We start from the raw sequence: 16,375 nt of genomic DNA on the forward strand, positions 1-16,375 counted from the left end.
GGTCAGCGCCCTCCCGATGCCGCCTCGCCCGACGGGGGATCGGCGGAGGTGGGATCGGAGGCGGCGGGCCCGACCGGATCGGGAGCGGGTGCCACGGCCGAGGGAGCCTCGTGCGCAGGGGCCTCGTTCGGATGGGTCTCGGACAGCGCCGCGATCAGCCCGCGCACGGCCTCGTCCGACCCGTTCTCCACCGTCACGGAGATTCCGTCGCCGGCCCGGGTGAAGGTGAGGGCGGCCCGGCTCCGCCGCGCACTGCGCCAACCGGCGTAGGCCAGGGCGAGGTTGGCGACGCCCATGGCATGGGTCACCACCACGTTGATGACCTCCAGCCCACCCATGGCGCCGGGCGCCGGCTCCGCGGACAGGCGGACCTCGTCCGGCCCGTCCTCGTCGGCGCGCAGCCACCGGTACAGGTCCCGCAGCTCCGCCGCCTCGTCGGCGTCGGCCACCCCGATCGTCAACCGCACTCCCGCGCCCCCGTTCCTCCGGCTTCCCCTCCGGCCGATCTTTCCACAACTCACCTCCCCCCGAAGGGAGTCGAGCAGGTCGGCCGCGCCCCGTCAGGTGCGCGGAGCGGCGCCCGGGGGAGGGGAGTCCGGGCCGGCGTCGTGGACGATCAGGGCGACCTGGACCCGGTTGGTGACGTCGAGCTTGGCCAGGATGCTCGATACATGGGCCTTGACCGTGGGCACGCTCATGTAGAGCCGGGCGGCGATCTCCGCGTTGGTCCGGCCCTGCCCCACGGCGAGCGCGACGTCGTACTCCCGCGGCGCGAGGCGCTCCAGCCGGGCCCGGGCCCTGGCCCGGGAGCCCGCGGCCGCGGACGGCGGGGCCAGGGCCCGGGAGATGAGCTGCTGGGTCACCGCGGGGGACAGGACGGGTTCCCCGGCGGCCACGCGCCGCACCGCGGCCACGATGTCCGTCGGCGGGGTGTCCTTGAGGAGGAACCCCGCGGCGCCGCGGGCCAGGGCCCGCAGGACGTACTCGTCCGGATTGAAGGTGGTCAGGATGATGATCGCCGGGGGTTCGGCCAGGGCGCGCAGGGGCACGGTGGCGGCCAGCCCGTCCATGACGGGCATCCGGATGTCGAGCAGGACCACGTCCGGGCGGTGCTCCGCGGCCCGGGCGAGAGCCTGTTCCCCGTCGGCGGCCTCCCCGACGATCGCGATGTCGTCGACGCCGGCGAACATCACCCGCAGGCCCATCCGCACGAGCGGGTCGTCGTCGGCGAGCAGGACCCGGATCACGCGGCCCACGGCAGCCACGCGTGGACGAGGTAGTCCCCGCCCGTCGGTCCGTGCCGCAGCTGGCCCCCGGCCAGCGACGTCCGCTCGGCCAGGCCGATCAGCCCCTGACCGGAGCCCGGGATGGCGGGGGCGCGGGCCGCCGTGCGCGCGGGCGTCGCGGGGACCGGGTTGCGCACGATGACGTCGACGCCGCCGCCGGGCTCCCCGCTCACCTCGACGCGCACGTCGGCGTCCGGGGCGTGCTTGCGGGCGTTGGTCAGCGCTTCCTGGACGATCCGGTAGACGGTCCGGCCGGCGAGGGCCGGCACCGCGTCGGGGTCCTCGACGTCCAGCTCCAGCCGCAGCCGCATGCCGGCGGCCCGGGATTCACGGGCGAGCCGGTCGAGGTCGCCCAGGACCGGTTGGGGCGCCTCGGGCGCCGCCGGCCCGGGCCGCCCGTCGGCTTCGGCCGCCTCCCCGGGGGCGGCGCCCCCGGCCGGCGCGGGCGCGCGCAGCACGCCGATGACGGTCCTGAGGTCTTCCAGCGCCTGGTGGGCGTTGTCCCGGATGACCCCGGCCACCTGCCCCACGTCGGCGGGGTGCGCGGACGGATTGAACTCCAGCGCCCCGGCGTGCACGCTCAGCAGCGACAGCCGGTGCGCCAGTACGTCGTGCATCTCGCGGGCGATGTCCTCGCGCACCCGCGCCTGGGCCTCCAGGGCCCGCCGGGCGGCGTCCTCCTCGGCCTGCCGCGCCCGCTCCGTCAGGGTCTCGACGAGCATCCGCCGCGAGCGCACGAAGAGTCCCCACCCGACCGCGAGGGCGACCAGCGTCCACGCGATCAGCAGGATGCCGAGGACGGAGAAGCCGTTCGCGGGCATCGCGCCGAACACCATGGTCAGCGGGACCGGCAGCGCCGCGGCCGCCGCGACCCGGGCGGTGACGCGCTGCGGGCGCAGCGCCGCGACGGTGAACAGCGCGATCATCGCCGACACGGTGACGGCCGGGGACATCAGGCCGAGCACGAGGGTGAGGACGGCCACGGCCACGGGAAAGCGCCGCCGCCACCCCAGCGCGAGGGCCGCGCACACCCCGGTGAGCGCACCGGCCCCGATGTACATCGGCAGCCCGCCGCTCCCCGTCGCGGCCGCGGCGAGGTGTTCCAACGGGTCGAGGACCACGGTGCCCACGGTCATCCGCGGGAACATCAGCAGCGGGTTGCTGCTCGTCGCGGCCAGCGCGACCGACAGTCCGGCGGCGAAGACCACGAGGGCGAGGTCGACGGACCGCTCGCGGGAGATCGCGCGGGGTGGGCGGGTGCGGGGCATGGGCCAGAAGCCTACGTGAACCAATAGGTACAAAACGCCCACTCATCGCTCCGCCCGCCCGGTACCTCCCTTCGTCGGGAGAACCCCATACTTTGGTCACCGTGGCCCGCCCGCGCCCCCTCCCAAGGTCCCGCCGGCCACCGACCTTGCTCCGATGCCCGGCCCCCGGCAGCCTGCCTAGCGTCGGGGCATGAACACCGAACCGAAGCCGCCGACCGGTGGACCCGACCCCCTGGGACCCGGCGCCCTCCCCGCGCTACGGGCCGCCGGGCTCGGCCGCCGCTACCGGCGGGGCTGGGCCCTGAAGGACTGTGACTTCCAGATCCCGGCCGGCCGGCGCTGCGCCCTCGTCGGACCCAACGGCGCGGGCAAGAGCACCCTGCTGTCCCTGGCCGCCGACCTCCTCACCCCCACCGAAGGCACGATCAGCGTCTTCGGCGCCCCGCCGCGGGCCCCGGCCGCACGCCGCGCCACGGCCCTGCTCAGCCAGGACAAACCGCTCTACCGGGGCTTTCGGGTCTCGGAGATCCTGCGCATGGGTAGGGAGATGAACCCCGACTGGGACCCGGCGACCGCCGAGCGCGTCATCGCCGGCGGCAACATCGCGCACCGGGCCCGGATCGGCTCGCTCTCCGGCGGCCAGCGCACCCGGGTGGCCCTCGCCCTCGCCTTCGGCAAACGCCCCCGGCTGCTGATGCTCGACGAGCCCATGGCCGACCTCGACCCGCTGGTGCGCCACGAGATGGCCCGGCTCCTGGTCACCGAGGCGGCCGTGCACGGCACGACCGTCCTGCTCTCCTCGCACGTCCTCGCCGAGCTGGAGGGCACCTGCGACTTCCTGGTCGTCCTCGATTCCGGCAAGGTCCGCCTCGCCGGCGACATCGAAGAACTCCGCGCCGTCCACCACCCCGGCGGCGCCGACCCCGCACCCTCACTGGAACAGCTCGTCATGACCTACCTGCGCGACCCCCACCTGCCGTCCGTGACGACGGCCGCCGCCCGCCCCGCACCCGCCCGGGAAGCGGCGTGATGGGCGTGATCGGCGTGCGCGGCGTGAGCTGGCTGGTGTGGCGCCAGCACCGGACCGCCCTGTGGGCCCTCCTCGCGACGACGGCCCTCGTCGGGGGCTACCTCGCGTACGGCGCCCTCGCCGCCCGCGCGGACCTCCCCCGCCTCGACGGCTGCACGGGAGCCGCCGCCGAGCACTCCCGGCGCTGCACGGACGCCCTGGTCGCCTTCCAACAGCAGCACCAGTACCCGCTGCGCACCGCCCTCCAGTGCCTGCTGCTGCTCCCGCTGCTCTTCGGCCTGTTCCTCGGCGGGCCGCTGTTCGCCCAGGAGTGGGAGAGCGGCACCCACCGCACCGCGCTGGCCCAGTCCGTGACGCGCACGCGCTGGTTCCTGGCGAAGCTCGCCGTGCCGGTGACCCTCACCGTCCTCTTCAGCGGGCTGATCACCGCCGCGGCGACCTGGTGGTGGCACACCGTCGCCGCCCCGCTCGGCAGCACGTTCCCCTGGTACGGCCCGATGCCGTACGACGCCATCGGCCCCGCCGCCACGGCGAAGGCCGTGCTGATGCTGCTCATCGGCATCACCCTGAGCCTGCTGGTCCGCCGTACGGTCGGGGCGATGGGCGCGACGGTGGCGGTCGGCGCCGTGGTCCTGTTCGCCCTGGAACAGGGGCGCGGCGCCCTGTGGCCCGTAGCGGAGGGGCGCGTGCACGACCTGGACGGCGACCCCGCACCGGCCGGAGCCTGGCACCTCGACGGAGGACTGCTCTCCGCCGGCGGCCGGCGCATGGCGGACCTCCCGGACTGCTTCACCGCCACGGACGAGGCACAATGCCTCACCGCACACGGCGCCACCGGCCGCTGGGCCGAGTACCACCCGAGCGCCCACCTGTGGCCGCTCCAGTGGACGGAAACGGCCCTCTGCCTCACGGCCGCGGCGGCCCTGGCCCTCTTCTGCCACTGGTGGACCCGCCGCCGACTCACCTGAGCGGAGGTCGAGCGCGCGGTCAGGAACGTCGGCAGCGGCCGCCGGGGGAGGAGGCCGGCGGGGTGCACTGGTACCCGTGATCGCCCGCGTCGTCACTGAGGTAGCGGCCGATGCACTCGTTGGCGGTGGTCCGGCCCTTGGCCGCGCAGAAGGTGACGGCCGCCCCGCCGTCGGTGAAGGGCCCGGGGGCGTAGACCACCCAGTACCCGGGATTGAGCGAGGCGTATTCCCGGCTGCGCAGCAACCGGGCCTCGGGGACCGTGACGCGGATCGCCGCCAGCCGCTGGTCGCGTACGGCGATGCCGGTGCTCTCCGGCTCGGAATAGAGCTGGGCGATCCAGCGGCCGGCGCCGGGAGCCGGCCCGTCACCATCGGGCACGACGGCCGCCGGGGCGCTCTCGGTCGCCCGCGGCGCGCTCTTCGTCGCCGCGGGCGCGCTGGAGGTGACGGCGGGAGCGGAGCCCGGACCCGCGGAGCGCCCGGAAACCGCCGGCGAGGCCGCGCCCTTGGCGTCCGTACGGTCGCCCGCGCCCGGCCCGAACAGGGCGTACCCACCGAAGCCGAGCAGCGCCAGGGCCACCACGGCGGCCGCCGCGGTGAGCGGGGCGGCCTTGCGCCGACGGTCCGCTCCGCCGGACGGCGGCGCCCCGTGCGGGCCACCACCGTTGAACGGGCCGATGGTCGGCAGCGCGCTGTGGGGCGTGGCCGCGTACGGCGGGAAGGGCACGGGCGTGGGCGGCGGCGGGCCGAACCGCTCGACGGACGGCGGCCGCCCGGCCGCGGGGGAGACCTCGGGAGGTGGGGCGGGCGCCCGATCGAGCCGGGTGGGCTCCGGCCCGACGCCACCGCCCGCGTCCCCCGCACTCCCCGCGCCCCCGACGACGACGGCCAACAGCCGGTCCAGCCGCTCGGCGGAGGGTCGCGCTGCCGGATCGCGGACCAGCAGCTCGGCCAGTACGGACGCCAGCGGACCGGCCCGGTGCGGCGGGGGAACCGGCTCGTCGAGGACCGCGGCCAAGGTGGCCAAGGTGGTGGCCCGGCGCATCGGACTGACGCCTTCCACGCACACGTACAACATCATGCCCAGCGACCACAGATCGGAGGCGGCCAGGTCGGCGCCGCGGATCCGCTCGGGCGCCAGGTACTCGGGGGTCCCGATGACCTCCCCGGTCACCGTGAGCGAGGCGGCGTCCTGGAGCGCGGCGATGCCGAAGTCGGTGAGCACGGCCGAACCGTCCACCCGCAGCAGCACGTTGGCGGGCTTCACGTCCCGGTGCCGGATGCCGACCGCGTGCGCGGCCCGCAGCCCGGCGAGCACCTCGCGACCGGTCCGGGCGGCCTCGGCGGGCGACAACGGCCCCTGCTCCAGCCTCCGATCGAGGGAATGGCCGGGCAGCAGCTCCATCACCAACCAGGGGTGCTCGCCCTCGTCGACGATGTGGTGGATGGTGACCACGTTCGGATGGTTGATCCGGGCTTGGGCGCGCGCCTCGCGCAGCACCCGCTCCCGCAGCACCCGCCGCAGTTCCGGATCGTCCCGCCCGATCTCCGCCCGCACTTCCTTCACGGCCACTTCACGATGGAGCGCACGGTCCAGCGCCCGCCAGACCGTCCCCATCCCCCCGCTGCCGAGCCGATCCACCAGCTCGAACCGTCCGCCGATCACGTCCCCTGCCGCGCTCATGGCGCAAGGCTAGGGCAGCGCCGGACACCCTGCCCGGCTCTTCGCGTTATGCCCGCGCATGGGCAAGGCGGTCCCACCCACGGGCATACCATGCGAGCGTCTGACCGCCTTTCGAGGAGGACCTCACGGATGCCTGTGAACCCGTCTGTGCCCGGACCGCGCCGGGACATCGCCATGCACAACGACTGGTGGGCCTCGGGCTGGGAGCACGTCCTGCCCCGTCAGGGCCTGCCGCTGACGATGCTGATCGGGACGGCGTGCCAGCCGCCGGACTTCACCGGTTCCCTGGACGACGTCCTGCGGGAGGTGTTCGGAGGCCACTGGCGCATGCTCGCCGACGGCCTCGACGGCCCGCTCACGTTCTCCTGGCCCGACGAGGAGTGGGACTTCGACGAGGCGCCCGAGGGGCGCGAGGCCTCCGAGGCGAAGCGCTGGAAGCGCTTCGGCGCCCTGCTCACCGCCGCCGGCTTCCCGGTGCCCGGCACCGTGCGGGAGCTGTCCGAGCTCTACCTGACGTGGGGTCTGGCGAGCCGCGAGGAGACGCCGGACGGCACCCGATGGTCGATGCCCGCGGTACTGCCGCTGCCCGGCGACCTGCTGACCCTGGACGCCGAACTCACCGAGCGGCTCGACTCGATCCGCTGGACGATGGGCACCGGCCCGCTCGTCAACGACTTCATCACGCACCTGATCGACGATCTGGGTGAACCGCAGGAGGTGCTCACCTCCCTGGACCGGCTGGCGGCCGGCACCGGTCTGGACGCCGCCGACGTCCGCCTCGCGATCGTGGAGCTCGTGCTGTCCGGCGACGCCCAGGTGCACCGCGGGCAGGAGCTCGCCGACGCGGAACGACTGGCGGCCCACCAGCGCTTCCGCCTGGTCATGGACTGGGACCACTTCCACGAGAACAGGATCCAGCTGAGCCTCGCCGACGACGCCTGACATCGAACGCCCGCCCACCGCGCCGGAGTTGGCTCCCCCGGCCGGGGGAGGGGCATCGTCCCGGCGGCCGACGCCACCTCGCCGCGGTCGGTGCGAGGTTTCAGGGCATGACCGGTACTGAACGGACGGCGAAGGTGCTCTGGAGGGCTTGGCGGGCCTGGTCGCGGCGATGGCCGTGCTGGGTGGCCCGGGCCACGGCGCTGTGGGCGGTGCTGTACGCCGGCTTCGGCCTGGCCTGCGCGCTGAGCGGGACTTCCTTGCTCCCCCGCGGTGGCGACTCGGCGGCCTCCGTGCTGGGTTGGGCGGTGGTGGCGGTGGGGGTGCTGGGGGCCTCGGTCGGCGTGGCGGTGGTGCGGTACGGGCCGAGGCCCGCGCTACGGGTGCTGCTCCGGGTCCTGTGCGGGCTGGCCGGGGCCATCGCGTTCAGCCTGCTGATGGACGTGATCACGCTGGTGCTCGGTCAGGGAGTGGACAGCGGGGCCGCCGCCGCGAACAAGGCCCTGGCGGCGGTCGGGGCGGTTCTGCTCGCGGCCACGGCCCGCTCCGAGCGGCTGCCCGCGGGTACCGCCGTACGAGAGCCCTCCACCGCACCGCTGCCCGTCCAACTCGGCTCCCTGGCAGGGACGCTGGCCTTCGTCCCGTACGCGGGGATGAAGCTGGTCTGGGCAACGGGCGGTACGTTCGCCGGGATCACCGGTGAGGAGGTGCTCGCGCTCTCGCAGCGCAACGGCGCCTCGGGGACCTTCCTCACCCTGGAGTCCTGGGGCCTGGACCCCACCGCGCTGCTGGCCGTGCTCGGCGTCTTCCTGCTCTGGGGCCTGGTCCGCCCGTGGGGGCAGGTCTTCCCGCGCTGGACTCCGTACCTGCGCGGTCGACGGGTGCCGCGCTGGCTCCCGCTCGCCCCGGCTCTGCTCGGCGCCGCCACGCTCGCCCCCTACGGCGTCGTGGGGGTCGGATACCTGACCCTGGCCACGGCCGACGTGGTGACGATGCGGCCCGGCGACTTCCACTCCTCGGGCGACGCGCTGCTGGTCGCCTGGATCGGGATCGTCGCCTTCGCCGTCCACGGCATCGCCCTGGCGATCGCGGCCCGCTCGTACTGGCTCCGGACGGCCGGAGCCGCCGGTGCCGGTCGGTACGTCGGGTCACGTCTGCCGGGGAAGGCCCGCGGCTGGTTTGACGGCGTGGGCCTTGAAGAAGGTGAGGTAGAAGGTGCCGCCGTCCCTGGCCGTCGCCCGGAGGTCGGCGAGTCCCTGGTCCCACTGTTGCGGTGTGCCCAGACCGGCGGCGAGGGCTTCGCCGCGGACGGCGGCGACCATCGGCAGGTAGCTGTCCAGGATGAAGTGACGTGCCAGGTCGGGCCGGGTGCCGTCGGCGTACACCGTCCTGGGCTCGACCTGGATCCGGGTGAAGCCGGCTTCCGCGAGCGCGGGCTGTAACTGGCGCGCGAACAGGCCGTTCCCACCGGCCAGCCCCTGGAGCAGGATCAACTGCCCGATGAGCGACCGGGTATCCGGGCTGTCGGGGTGGAGGCCGACCGAGTCGTTGTCCCCCTCGACCACCGTCAGGCTGCCGCCGGGCCGCAGGACCCGCCGGAGCTGCGCGAGGATGACCTGCGGATCGCTCTGGTGCTCCAGGACGAAGCTGACGAAGACGTGGTCGAAGGTGTCGTCGGGAAACGGCAGCGCCACCAGGTCCGCCTGGCACCAGTGGACCTCCTCCGCTCCCGGTTCGTCGCGGACCCGGCTCCGTGCGCTGGCCAGCGACCGCGCGGAGCGGTCCACGGCCACGAGCCGCACCCCCGGGCTCGTCCTGAGCAGGTGCACGCTCTGCCCGCCCGACCCGCAGCCCGCCTCCAACACCAGGCTCCCCGCGGGGTACGCCGTCCCCGCGTGGACCGTGTGGGCCAGGGCATCGGCCTGCGAGGTCAGGCGGGACGTTTCTTCCGGTGAGTACCCGTGTACGTACCCGGTCCCATGCCCCATCCGCTGCTGCGGTGCGCGCAGCACCTGAACACCCTCATCCACCATGAACCGTCCTCGATCATCCGTACCGTGGTCCGGGCCCGGGGCGACTGCCCACCCGGACACGTCCCGATCTCCGGCCCTGGGAAACGATCAACGCCGCCGAAGGATGCGCTGCTCCCGCGCCGATCCGGACCGACGGGCCGCACCCGCCCGGCGGGCTGCCCGGCGGCAGCCGGTCGCCCCATTCCCGCCGACCACATCACGCCCTAGACTGCGACCGCTCCAAGACCTGGCGATCATCAGGAGAGTGCGGAAGATGAACCGAGCACTGATCAGCGGACTCGCGGCCGTGGCGTTAGTCGTGTCCGGGGGAAGTGCCGCCACCGCTTCCGACGGCGCTCCGCCGCGCACCACGCACGGCCCGTGCCAGTACGCGCAGACCCCGGACGAACCGCCCGCGCGCCCCGTTCCGCTGCCGCCCGACCCCCGGCGCACCCCCAGCCGCGGCGTCGTCGATGTGGCCGCTGCGACCAGCCAGGGCCCGCTCCCGCTGCACCTGGACCGGGCCAAGGCGCCGTGCACGGTCCAGAGCTTCCTGCACCTGGCACGGCACGGCTTCTACGACCGCACGGTGTGCCACCGTCTGACGGCGTATCCGACGCTGAAGGTCCTGCAGTGCGGCGACCCGACCGGTACCGGTGAGGGCGGGCCCGGCTACAAGTACAAGGACGAGCTGCCGGTGGACCTGCCGCCCGCACCCACCGATCCGACCGGCGCGCGCCGCCTCTACGGGCGCGGCCTGCTGGCGATGGCCAACGCCGGCCCGAACACGAACGGTTCACAGTTCTTCGTCGTCTACGGCGACTCCGCACTGCGACCGAACTACACGGTGTTCGGCACGGTCGGCCCCGACGGCCTGGCGACGCTCGACAAGGTCGCCGCCGGAGGGATCCAGCCGACCGCGGAGAACCCCGCACCGGTCGACGGCGCCCCCGTGCTGCGGACCGAGCTGCGCTGCGTCCGGCCGTCCGACCGGCACTGATCGGTCAGGCGGCCCGCCGGTCGCCGTCGGAGTCGCAGGGCAGGTCGGCGGCCGTGTGGTGGGCGAGGAAGTCGCGGGTGGCCTGGCGTTCGATCTCGGCGATGGCGGTCGGCTGGACCTTGATGACGCCGCTGAAGGGCCGGTCGACGTCGCGGATGATGCACAGCGTGGTCGTGAGCAGGGCGGTGATCACGGTGAGGGTGATCAGCTGCCCGCGGCGGTTCCTGCGGGGAATGCAGACGCCCAGGGCGATCACGGTGATGACGAGGGTGGCGAGGAGGAACCAGAGGATGACGCCCGGGATGCTCGCGGTCGCCTGGGTGAGGCGTTCCTCGCGTTCCTCGGAGCGCTTGTTGTCGGCGGCGATCAGCATGCCGAAGACCGACTTGCCCTCCAGGGAGCGGAAGGTCTGCCGGAAGTCGGTGGACCACACGCTGGGCGCCGCGGAGCCGTTGCCGTCGGCCATGGCGGGCCATTCCTGGGTGCGCACGGCGCGGGCGTAGCAGACGGCGGCGGACTGGATCTGTGCCCGCTGGGTCTCGGGCGCGTACTCGGCGGTCTCCACGAGCTGGTCCAGGGCGCGGGCTTCGCCGCGGGAGGAGACCTCGGCCTTGCCGTAGGAGCCGTTGGCGGTGACCAGTACGAAGGCCAGGAGCAGGACGGTGAGGGTGAGCAGCGGGCCGACGAGGTCCTTGACGGCCATGCCGCTGTCGTCGTCCTCGCTGAGCAGCCGGGGCCGCAGGAATCGGTTGGCCGCGAGTCCCGCGAGCAGGGCGAGAACGGCGACGATGACGAAGAGGACCACAGGGGCGCACCTCCAAGGGCGGGCGGGGACGTCCGGTGCTGCGAGCGCGCCGTGATCCTGCCGCGACCGCGGCCCGACTCGAACAGCGGAATCGTTCACTCGCCCCCGCACGGAGTACGCGCCATGAGCCATTGAGCGGCGCACTCCCCCCGCTGCTGCCCCCTTCGCCTGATGCGGCCGGAGTTCGTCCGGGCGTCCCTGGGCGGCCTGGCCGCGGTGCATCGGCCTGCCCGGTCGGCGGGGGGTGACTCCTGCCGACCGGGTGGTCCGGAGCGGTCGGTCGATGGGTGTCCCGGCGTCGGCGGCCCGACAAAAATGATCTTCGTCGGAACGTTTCCGGTCATGGGAACCACAAGATGAGGATGGCCTGATGCCGATGCTCCCCACCCCCATGGTGGTACTGGCGAGCGGAGCCGCCACCGTGAGCGCACACGGCCACGACCCCACCCGCCACGTCCAGATCGGCTCACTGACCAAGGTCGTCACCGGCACCGCCCTCATGCGCCTGGCAGCAGCCGGAATCCTCGGCCTCGACGACCCCGTCCGCCGCTGGTTGCCCCGGACGTCCCACAGCGGCATGACCCTGCGCCACCTGGCCGAGCACACCTCGGGTCTGCCCCGGTTGCCACCCGGCACGGGCCGCGGGGACCCCTACCGACACTTCGACCGGGCAGCCCTGGACACCCTCTTGCACGACGCCGACCGGCTGGTCGATTCCCCGCCGGGAGCCGCCCGCGCCTACTCCAACCTCGGGTACGCCGTCCTCGGCGCGGCGTTGGAAGCCGCCTGCGCCGCCCCGTACGAAGAGCTGATCCGCGACCACGTGCTGGAGCCGCTCGGTGTCGACGGCATGAGCGCGGACCCGCCGCCCGGCGCCCGCCTCCTCGCCCGCGGCATCCTGGGACGCCCGCGCCGGCCGTGGACCATGAACGGAGCCATCCTCCCCGCGGGCGGACTATGGGCCACCTGCGAGGCCGCGGCCCGCCTGCTCACCAAGACCGTGGTCGAAGGCGCTCTCGGCGAGCTGGCGCCCACCTGGCAACGTGCGGGCGATGTCGCCTGGCACAACGGACACACCCGCGGAGCATGCGTGTTCGCCGCCGCGCGCCCGGGCGGCGACTGGATCCTGGTCCACCGCCTGGGCGGCACGCCGCGGGCGGCCGAGAACATCGCCGCCGGCCACCTCGCCGGGGGCCGACCCTGACCGCACGGGGACCGGAGGGTCTGCCGTGCTCAGAGCGTGCGTTCGGGGAACCGGGCCCGGAGGCGATATCCGCCTTCGACCACGGCACCGTGGTCGAAGGCGCCGCCGAGGGCCTCGGCCCGCTCCCGCAGGCCGACCAGCCCCAGCCCTGATCCGGGCAGCACGGGCAGCGCGGCCGGTACGAGCTGGGGCAGTCGGGCGGCGGTGTTCGTGACGGTCACCACGAGCCCCGTACCCGAGAGGTCGAGCACGATCTCGACGATGGACCCGGGCGCGTGCTTGCGGACGTTGGTCAACGCCTCCTGCACCGTCCGGTAGACCGCGTGGCGGACCGCGGGACCCGCATCCTCGGGCACGTCACCCACCAGACGGGCGTCGAGTCGGCTAAGGGCGATCAGCTCGTCGAGATGCTGCTGGCTGGAGTACGGAGACAGCTCCGCATCGTGGGCCCCAGGAGTGCGCAGGAGGGCGACCATCTGCCGCAACTCGTCCATGGTGGCGGCGCTCAGGGTGCGGATGGTCCGGGCGGCTTCCCTTGTCTCCGGCTCGTCGGCGGACACCTGCAGGGCTCCGGCGCACACCGCGATGAGACTGACCTGGTGGGAGACCACGTCGTGCATCTCCCGTGCCAGTCGGGCGCGTTCCCCGGCCAGGACCGTCCGGGCGTGCAGCTCGCGGCGTTCGTGCTCGGAGGCGTGGAGTTCGTCCACGTGGCGGGCGAGGGCGCGGCGGGTCTGGAGCAGCCGCCCGCTGGCGGCGACCGCTGCGGCCGTCACGAGGGAGTACCCGAGTTCCACCCCGAACTCCGCCAGGGTGCGGACCTCGGCGAAGCCGTCGACCTTCGGCACGTTGGCGCAGATCGCGTACGACATGCCGCACATCGCCAGCGCCGAGCGGCTGCGGTGGAGCTCCGCCAGGGTGAACAGGCAGACCAGGGCGGGTAACACGTTCTCCGTGAACAGCACGCTGTTCAGGGCGAGGGCGAACACGACCACCGGCCACCGTCTGCGGACCAGCAGGGCCACGGCCGCCGCCGACGCCACGGCGAGGTCCGGCCAGAGGTACTGGATGTCCAAGGCGGCGATGTCGAGGAACGCGAGCACGCTGAACCCGATGTCGATCGCGAGGGGCGAACGGAAACGGCGGGCGGGTCGCACGGCCGTGTCGACGACGCTCACGGGCCGCTCCGGTCGAGCAGGCCGGCGCGCTGCGCCCACAAGGCGGCCTGGACTCGGTTGCGGACGTCGAGCTTGGCCAGCAGGGAGCCGACGTGCTCCTTGACGGTTCCCATGCTCAGGTGCAGCCGGCGCCCGATGTCGGCGTTGGAAAGGCCCTCGGAGAGCAGCAGCAGGACGTCCCGCTCGCGGCTGCTCATCCGGTCCAACCCCTGCGTGGCGACGTCCCGTACCGCCCGATGGCTGAGGTAGCCGGCGACGACGTGGGAGGCGACGCGCGGTGCGAGGACGGGATGGCCGGCCACCAGACGACGGACCAGGCCCGGGAGGACCTCGGGGTCCGTGTCCTTGACCAGGTAGCCAAGGGCCCCCGTCCGCAGGGCCGCCGCGACGTACTCGTCCGCCTCGAACGTCGTCAGCATCGCGACGACCGGCGGGTCCGCCCGCTCCATCACGGCGCGCAGAACGCTCAGCCCGTCGACATCGGGCATCCGGATGTCCAGCAGCACCACATCGGGCCCCAGCTCGGCCACGGCCCGGACGGCGTCCCGACCCCCGACCGCACCGACCACCTCGATGTCATCAGCCGCGTTCAGGATCAATGTCAACCCCGACCGCACCAGCGCCTCGTCGTCCACCACCAGCACCCGGATCATGCCGGCTCCCCCCATCATGTCGTTTCGCTCCTCTGCTCCCGCGTCCCCAGCAGGACGCACAAACCACCGGAAAGAGTCGGATTATCGCACTCCGTTTCCCTGGTGTCGGGCCCGCCCGCGGCGGCCGGATCCGATCAGCAGCAGCAGTGACGGCAGCCGTCCGGACGGCCCGACCCCGGCCGGACGGCCGACCGCTCCGGCCGGTCGGCGGGTTCCCGTCGCCCGCGCCCCGGCGCAGGATCATGCGGTACGGCACGGCAGGAGCCGACAGCCCCTCCCCCCGCAGCCGTTCGCCCGTGGAGCCGAGGAAATGAAGAAATGCAGCGTAGGTACCCCGACCCCGCCGGTGACCTCCTCCACGGCGGAGGTCGACGAGATCCAGGCCGTCCTCGACCACCACCCGCAGATCACTCGGAGCGCGGTGGTGCCCGCTCCCGACGGGGAACAGCACACCCTTGTCGTCTTCTACGTCGGCACCACGGACTGGCCCGAGCCCCACGCCGTCCTGGAACTCCTGAGACGGACCCTGCCCGCGGGGACCTGCCCGGACCTCTGTTACGCCCTGCACCGACTGCCCCTCGACCACGACGGCAGGCCGGACACGAGGCTCCTCGCCCATTGGGCCGGAACCTGGCACCACACCCACCCTTGAACGCTGACGCTCGGTCACGGAGACTCCAGGCCACACCAGGGGTCCGGCATCTGCGCCGACTACTCCTGACACCGGCCGGCAAGCGACCCCCGAGACCTCGGCCGGCACCCCCCGCACCTCGGGAGCCCTCCCACCTGCAAGATCATCATCGCTCTCTACAACGCCCGCGGAGCCCCCCGTGTGGATGGAATCCCCCGGCCGACCGGACGGTTGACCCCTGCCCGACCAGCACCGAGCCGGTGCCGAGCCGGTGCCGAGCCAGCGAATGTCCGGTGAGGCCGTCGGGGCGCCGATGGAGGCAGGGCTACAGGCCGCCGGTGCGAGGGTGCGCCCACGACAAGGGGTTTGCACGTGACGTAGCGGCATGTGGTCCAGTAGGCGGCGAGCACGACATCGAGAGGTACCCGCATGCCCCTTCCTGCTTTCCCCCGCCTGGTTGGCTGCGTAGGTCATATCCGGAAGCGGTTGTTTGCGGCGTTCAGGAACGTTCTGGGGTCGCTGATATCCCGGATGTCGTTGAGAAGTAGGAACATCTCCCTGTTGTCCGGCACCGAGCAGAGCATCATCGGGGCCGGACCCGTAGGCCCGACGCCCGGTCGGCTGAGGGCCGGGACGGCCGAGGCCTTAGGGTTCGGGATCATGACGAGGACCACGCCACCGCGCCCGCTCGACGTCGAGGTGCTCTTTCCCGGGCTCGCCGCCCACCGCGGCACGACCACCCGGCTGCACCCGCGGCCGGGCAGCCCCGACGCGTCGGTGAGTTCCGTGGGCGGACCGATGCTCTGGCCGGCGGACGAGCCGTGGCCGGTGTGCACCGATCCGCACCCCCATCGGCGCGGCCGGCGCCCCGCGGACATCCACCGGGAGCGTCAGCTGTCGGCCGCCGCGTGGGCCCGGCACCCGGCCTCCGGCCTCACGGACGAGGAGCGTCGGCTCCTGGAGGAGCTCAGGCGCAGGTACCGGGCGGCGGGAGGGGGCGAGGAGACGGATCCGCTTCCGATGATCGGTCTGGCCCAGCTGTACCGCCGGGACGTGCCCGACCTGCTTGCGGGGCCGCAGGACTGTGATCTGCTCCAGGTGTTCTGGTGCCCCTTCGACGCGCACGGCGAGAACCGGACCGGCATGCTCCTGGACCTGCGCTGGCGCAGGTCGTGGGAGGTCGTCGAGGTGATGGCGCAGCCGCCCGTGCCGGAGGTCGTGGGCTTCGAGGGCTACGTACCCGAGCCGTGCGTGCTGCACCCCGAGCAGGTGGTCACGTACCCCTTCGCCGGGCTGCTGCCCGAAGAACTGTGCGCCCGGATCGAGGCCAGGGAAGAGGCCCTCGAAGAGCAGGCCGAGGAAGCGGACGCGGAGGAGGACTGGCCGACCTACCAGTTCGACCTGTCTATCCCGCCCGGCTGGCGCGCCGGGGGCTACGCCTCCTGGAACTTGACCGACGCCGCCGCCACGGACTGCCCGGCCTGCGCCACCCCGATGGAACTGCTGCTGACCATCGACAGCTCGGAGTGGGATGCCGGCAACGCTAGCTGGATGCCGCTGGAGGAACGGGACCCGGCCGTCCGCAGGGGCGGGACAGACACCGGGGTCGCGGTCGGCCGCTGGGGCAAGCTGAACGTCTTCTCCTGCCCCGCCGACCCGGGACATCCACACCTCAAAAGCATCCAGTAGCTGCCGCACGAACCACCGCACGAGGACG

General features: G+C 73.5%; 15 protein-coding genes. 7 read left to right on the plus strand and 8 right to left on the minus strand.

What is annotated here, in order from left to right; translation table 11 throughout:
* Positions 1–2: 2 nt before the first annotated feature.
* From ACIQWR_RS39505 to ACIQWR_RS39515, 3 genes are all read right to left on the minus strand, one after another.
* A complete protein-coding gene (locus tag ACIQWR_RS39505) occupies positions 3–461 on the minus strand; it encodes a hypothetical protein (protein ID WP_404020383.1) in 459 nt (152 codons plus the stop codon).
* 99 nt (positions 462–560) lie between these two features.
* Positions 561–1,256, minus strand: coding sequence for a response regulator (locus ACIQWR_RS39510; RefSeq protein ID WP_404020479.1), 696 nt, complete (start codon positions 1,254–1,256; stop codon positions 561–563).
* Positions 1,244–2,554 (minus strand): sensor histidine kinase, encoded by a 1,311-nt coding sequence (locus tag ACIQWR_RS39515; protein ID WP_404020386.1) that lies wholly within the window; start codon positions 2,552–2,554, stop codon positions 1,244–1,246. Before ACIQWR_RS39515 ends, ACIQWR_RS39510 begins: the two co-directional genes overlap by 13 nt.
* Positions 2,555–2,744: 190 nt before the next feature.
* Here ACIQWR_RS39515 and ACIQWR_RS39520 point away from each other — a divergent pair, with 190 nt between their 5' ends.
* Together ACIQWR_RS39520 and ACIQWR_RS39525 are read left to right on the plus strand one after the other, a co-directional pair.
* Positions 2,745–3,584 (plus strand): ABC transporter ATP-binding protein, encoded by an 840-nt coding sequence (locus tag ACIQWR_RS39520; RefSeq protein ID WP_404020389.1) that lies wholly within the window; start codon positions 2,745–2,747, stop codon positions 3,582–3,584.
* Positions 3,584–4,552, plus strand: a complete 969-nt coding sequence (locus tag ACIQWR_RS39525) for an ABC transporter permease subunit (RefSeq protein ID WP_404020482.1) — start codon at positions 3,584–3,586, stop codon at positions 4,550–4,552. Before ACIQWR_RS39520 ends, ACIQWR_RS39525 begins: the two co-directional genes overlap by 1 nt.
* Positions 4,553–4,571: 19 nt before the next feature.
* Here the strand turns inward: ACIQWR_RS39525 and ACIQWR_RS39530 are convergent, their stop codons facing one another.
* Positions 4,572–6,236, minus strand: a complete 1,665-nt coding sequence (locus ACIQWR_RS39530; RefSeq protein ID WP_404020392.1) for a protein kinase — start codon at positions 6,234–6,236, stop codon at positions 4,572–4,574.
* Between the two features lie 129 nt (positions 6,237–6,365).
* Between ACIQWR_RS39530 and ACIQWR_RS39535 the strand changes: the two genes are divergently transcribed.
* Positions 6,366–7,178 carry a DUF6042 family protein gene (locus ACIQWR_RS39535; protein WP_404020394.1) on the plus strand — a complete coding sequence of 271 codons (813 nt, stop codon included), beginning with the start codon at positions 6,366–6,368 and terminating at the stop codon, positions 7,176–7,178.
* A 1,145-nt stretch (positions 7,179–8,323) separates the two neighbouring features.
* Here the strand turns inward: ACIQWR_RS39535 and ACIQWR_RS39540 are convergent.
* Positions 8,324–9,208, minus strand: coding sequence for a methyltransferase domain-containing protein (locus ACIQWR_RS39540; RefSeq protein WP_404020397.1), 885 nt, complete (start codon positions 9,206–9,208; stop codon positions 8,324–8,326).
* A gap of 253 nt (positions 9,209–9,461) precedes the next feature.
* Between ACIQWR_RS39540 and ACIQWR_RS39545 the strand changes: the two genes are divergently transcribed.
* Entirely contained in the window at positions 9,462–10,187 is a 726-nt protein-coding gene (locus ACIQWR_RS39545; RefSeq protein WP_404020400.1) for a peptidylprolyl isomerase, read from the plus strand.
* Positions 10,188–10,191: 4 nt separating this feature from the next.
* Here the strand turns inward: ACIQWR_RS39545 and ACIQWR_RS39550 are convergent, their stop codons facing one another.
* Entirely contained in the window at positions 10,192–10,992 is an 801-nt protein-coding gene (locus tag ACIQWR_RS39550) for a hypothetical protein (RefSeq protein WP_404020403.1), read from the minus strand.
* 370 nt (positions 10,993–11,362) lie between these two features.
* Between ACIQWR_RS39550 and ACIQWR_RS39555 the strand changes: the two genes are divergently transcribed.
* Complete coding sequence (locus ACIQWR_RS39555; RefSeq protein ID WP_404020406.1) at positions 11,363–12,196, plus strand: serine hydrolase domain-containing protein; 834 nt, start codon at positions 11,363–11,365, stop codon at positions 12,194–12,196.
* Positions 12,197–12,225: 29 nt separating this feature from the next.
* Here ACIQWR_RS39555 and ACIQWR_RS39560 read toward each other — a convergent pair whose 3' ends face one another.
* Together ACIQWR_RS39560 and ACIQWR_RS39565 are read right to left on the minus strand one after the other, a co-directional pair.
* Entirely contained in the window at positions 12,226–13,374 is a 1,149-nt protein-coding gene (locus ACIQWR_RS39560; protein WP_404020409.1) for a sensor histidine kinase, read from the minus strand.
* Positions 13,371–14,027: a response regulator gene (locus ACIQWR_RS39565; RefSeq protein WP_404020485.1), complete on the minus strand. Its 657-nt coding sequence runs from the start codon at positions 14,025–14,027 to the stop codon at positions 13,371–13,373. Before ACIQWR_RS39565 ends, ACIQWR_RS39560 begins: the two co-directional genes overlap by 4 nt.
* A gap of 346 nt (positions 14,028–14,373) precedes the next feature.
* Between ACIQWR_RS39565 and ACIQWR_RS39570 the strand changes: the two genes are divergently transcribed.
* Together ACIQWR_RS39570 and ACIQWR_RS39575 are read left to right on the plus strand one after the other, a co-directional pair.
* Positions 14,374–14,679 (plus strand): hypothetical protein, encoded by a 306-nt coding sequence (locus ACIQWR_RS39570; protein ID WP_404020412.1) that lies wholly within the window; start codon positions 14,374–14,376, stop codon positions 14,677–14,679.
* Positions 14,680–15,318: 639 nt separating this feature from the next.
* Complete coding sequence (locus ACIQWR_RS39575) at positions 15,319–16,347, plus strand: hypothetical protein (RefSeq protein WP_404020413.1); 1,029 nt, start codon at positions 15,319–15,321, stop codon at positions 16,345–16,347.
* Positions 16,348–16,375 lie beyond the last annotated feature (28 nt).

This window comes from Streptomyces sp. NPDC098789 (assembly GCF_044759975.1).
Taxonomy (GTDB): Bacteria; Actinomycetota; Actinomycetes; order Streptomycetales; family Streptomycetaceae; genus Streptomyces.

Bases quoted from the DNA above. Each gene is read 5' to 3' on its own strand.
- ACIQWR_RS39515 (WP_404020386.1), bottom strand. From the start codon at position 2,554: ATGCCCCGCACCCGCCCACCCCGCGCGATCTCCCGCGAGCGGTCCGTC.
- ACIQWR_RS39520 (WP_404020389.1), top strand. From the start codon at position 2,745: ATGAACACCGAACCGAAGCCGCCGACCGGTGGACCCGACCCCCTGGGA.
- ACIQWR_RS39525 (WP_404020482.1), top strand. From the start codon at position 3,584: ATGGGCGTGATCGGCGTGCGCGGCGTGAGCTGGCTGGTGTGGCGCCAG.
- ACIQWR_RS39530 (WP_404020392.1), bottom strand. From the start codon at position 6,236: ATGAGCGCGGCAGGGGACGTGATCGGCGGACGGTTCGAGCTGGTGGAT.
- ACIQWR_RS39535 (WP_404020394.1), top strand. From the start codon at position 6,366: ATGCCTGTGAACCCGTCTGTGCCCGGACCGCGCCGGGACATCGCCATG.
- ACIQWR_RS39540 (WP_404020397.1), bottom strand. From the start codon at position 9,208: ATGGTGGATGAGGGTGTTCAGGTGCTGCGCGCACCGCAGCAGCGGATG.
- ACIQWR_RS39545 (WP_404020400.1), top strand. From the start codon at position 9,462: ATGAACCGAGCACTGATCAGCGGACTCGCGGCCGTGGCGTTAGTCGTG.
- ACIQWR_RS39555 (WP_404020406.1), top strand. From the start codon at position 11,363: ATGCCGATGCTCCCCACCCCCATGGTGGTACTGGCGAGCGGAGCCGCC.
- ACIQWR_RS39565 (WP_404020485.1), bottom strand. From the start codon at position 14,027: ATGATCCGGGTGCTGGTGGTGGACGACGAGGCGCTGGTGCGGTCGGGG.
- ACIQWR_RS39575 (WP_404020413.1), top strand. From the start codon at position 15,319: ATGACGAGGACCACGCCACCGCGCCCGCTCGACGTCGAGGTGCTCTTT.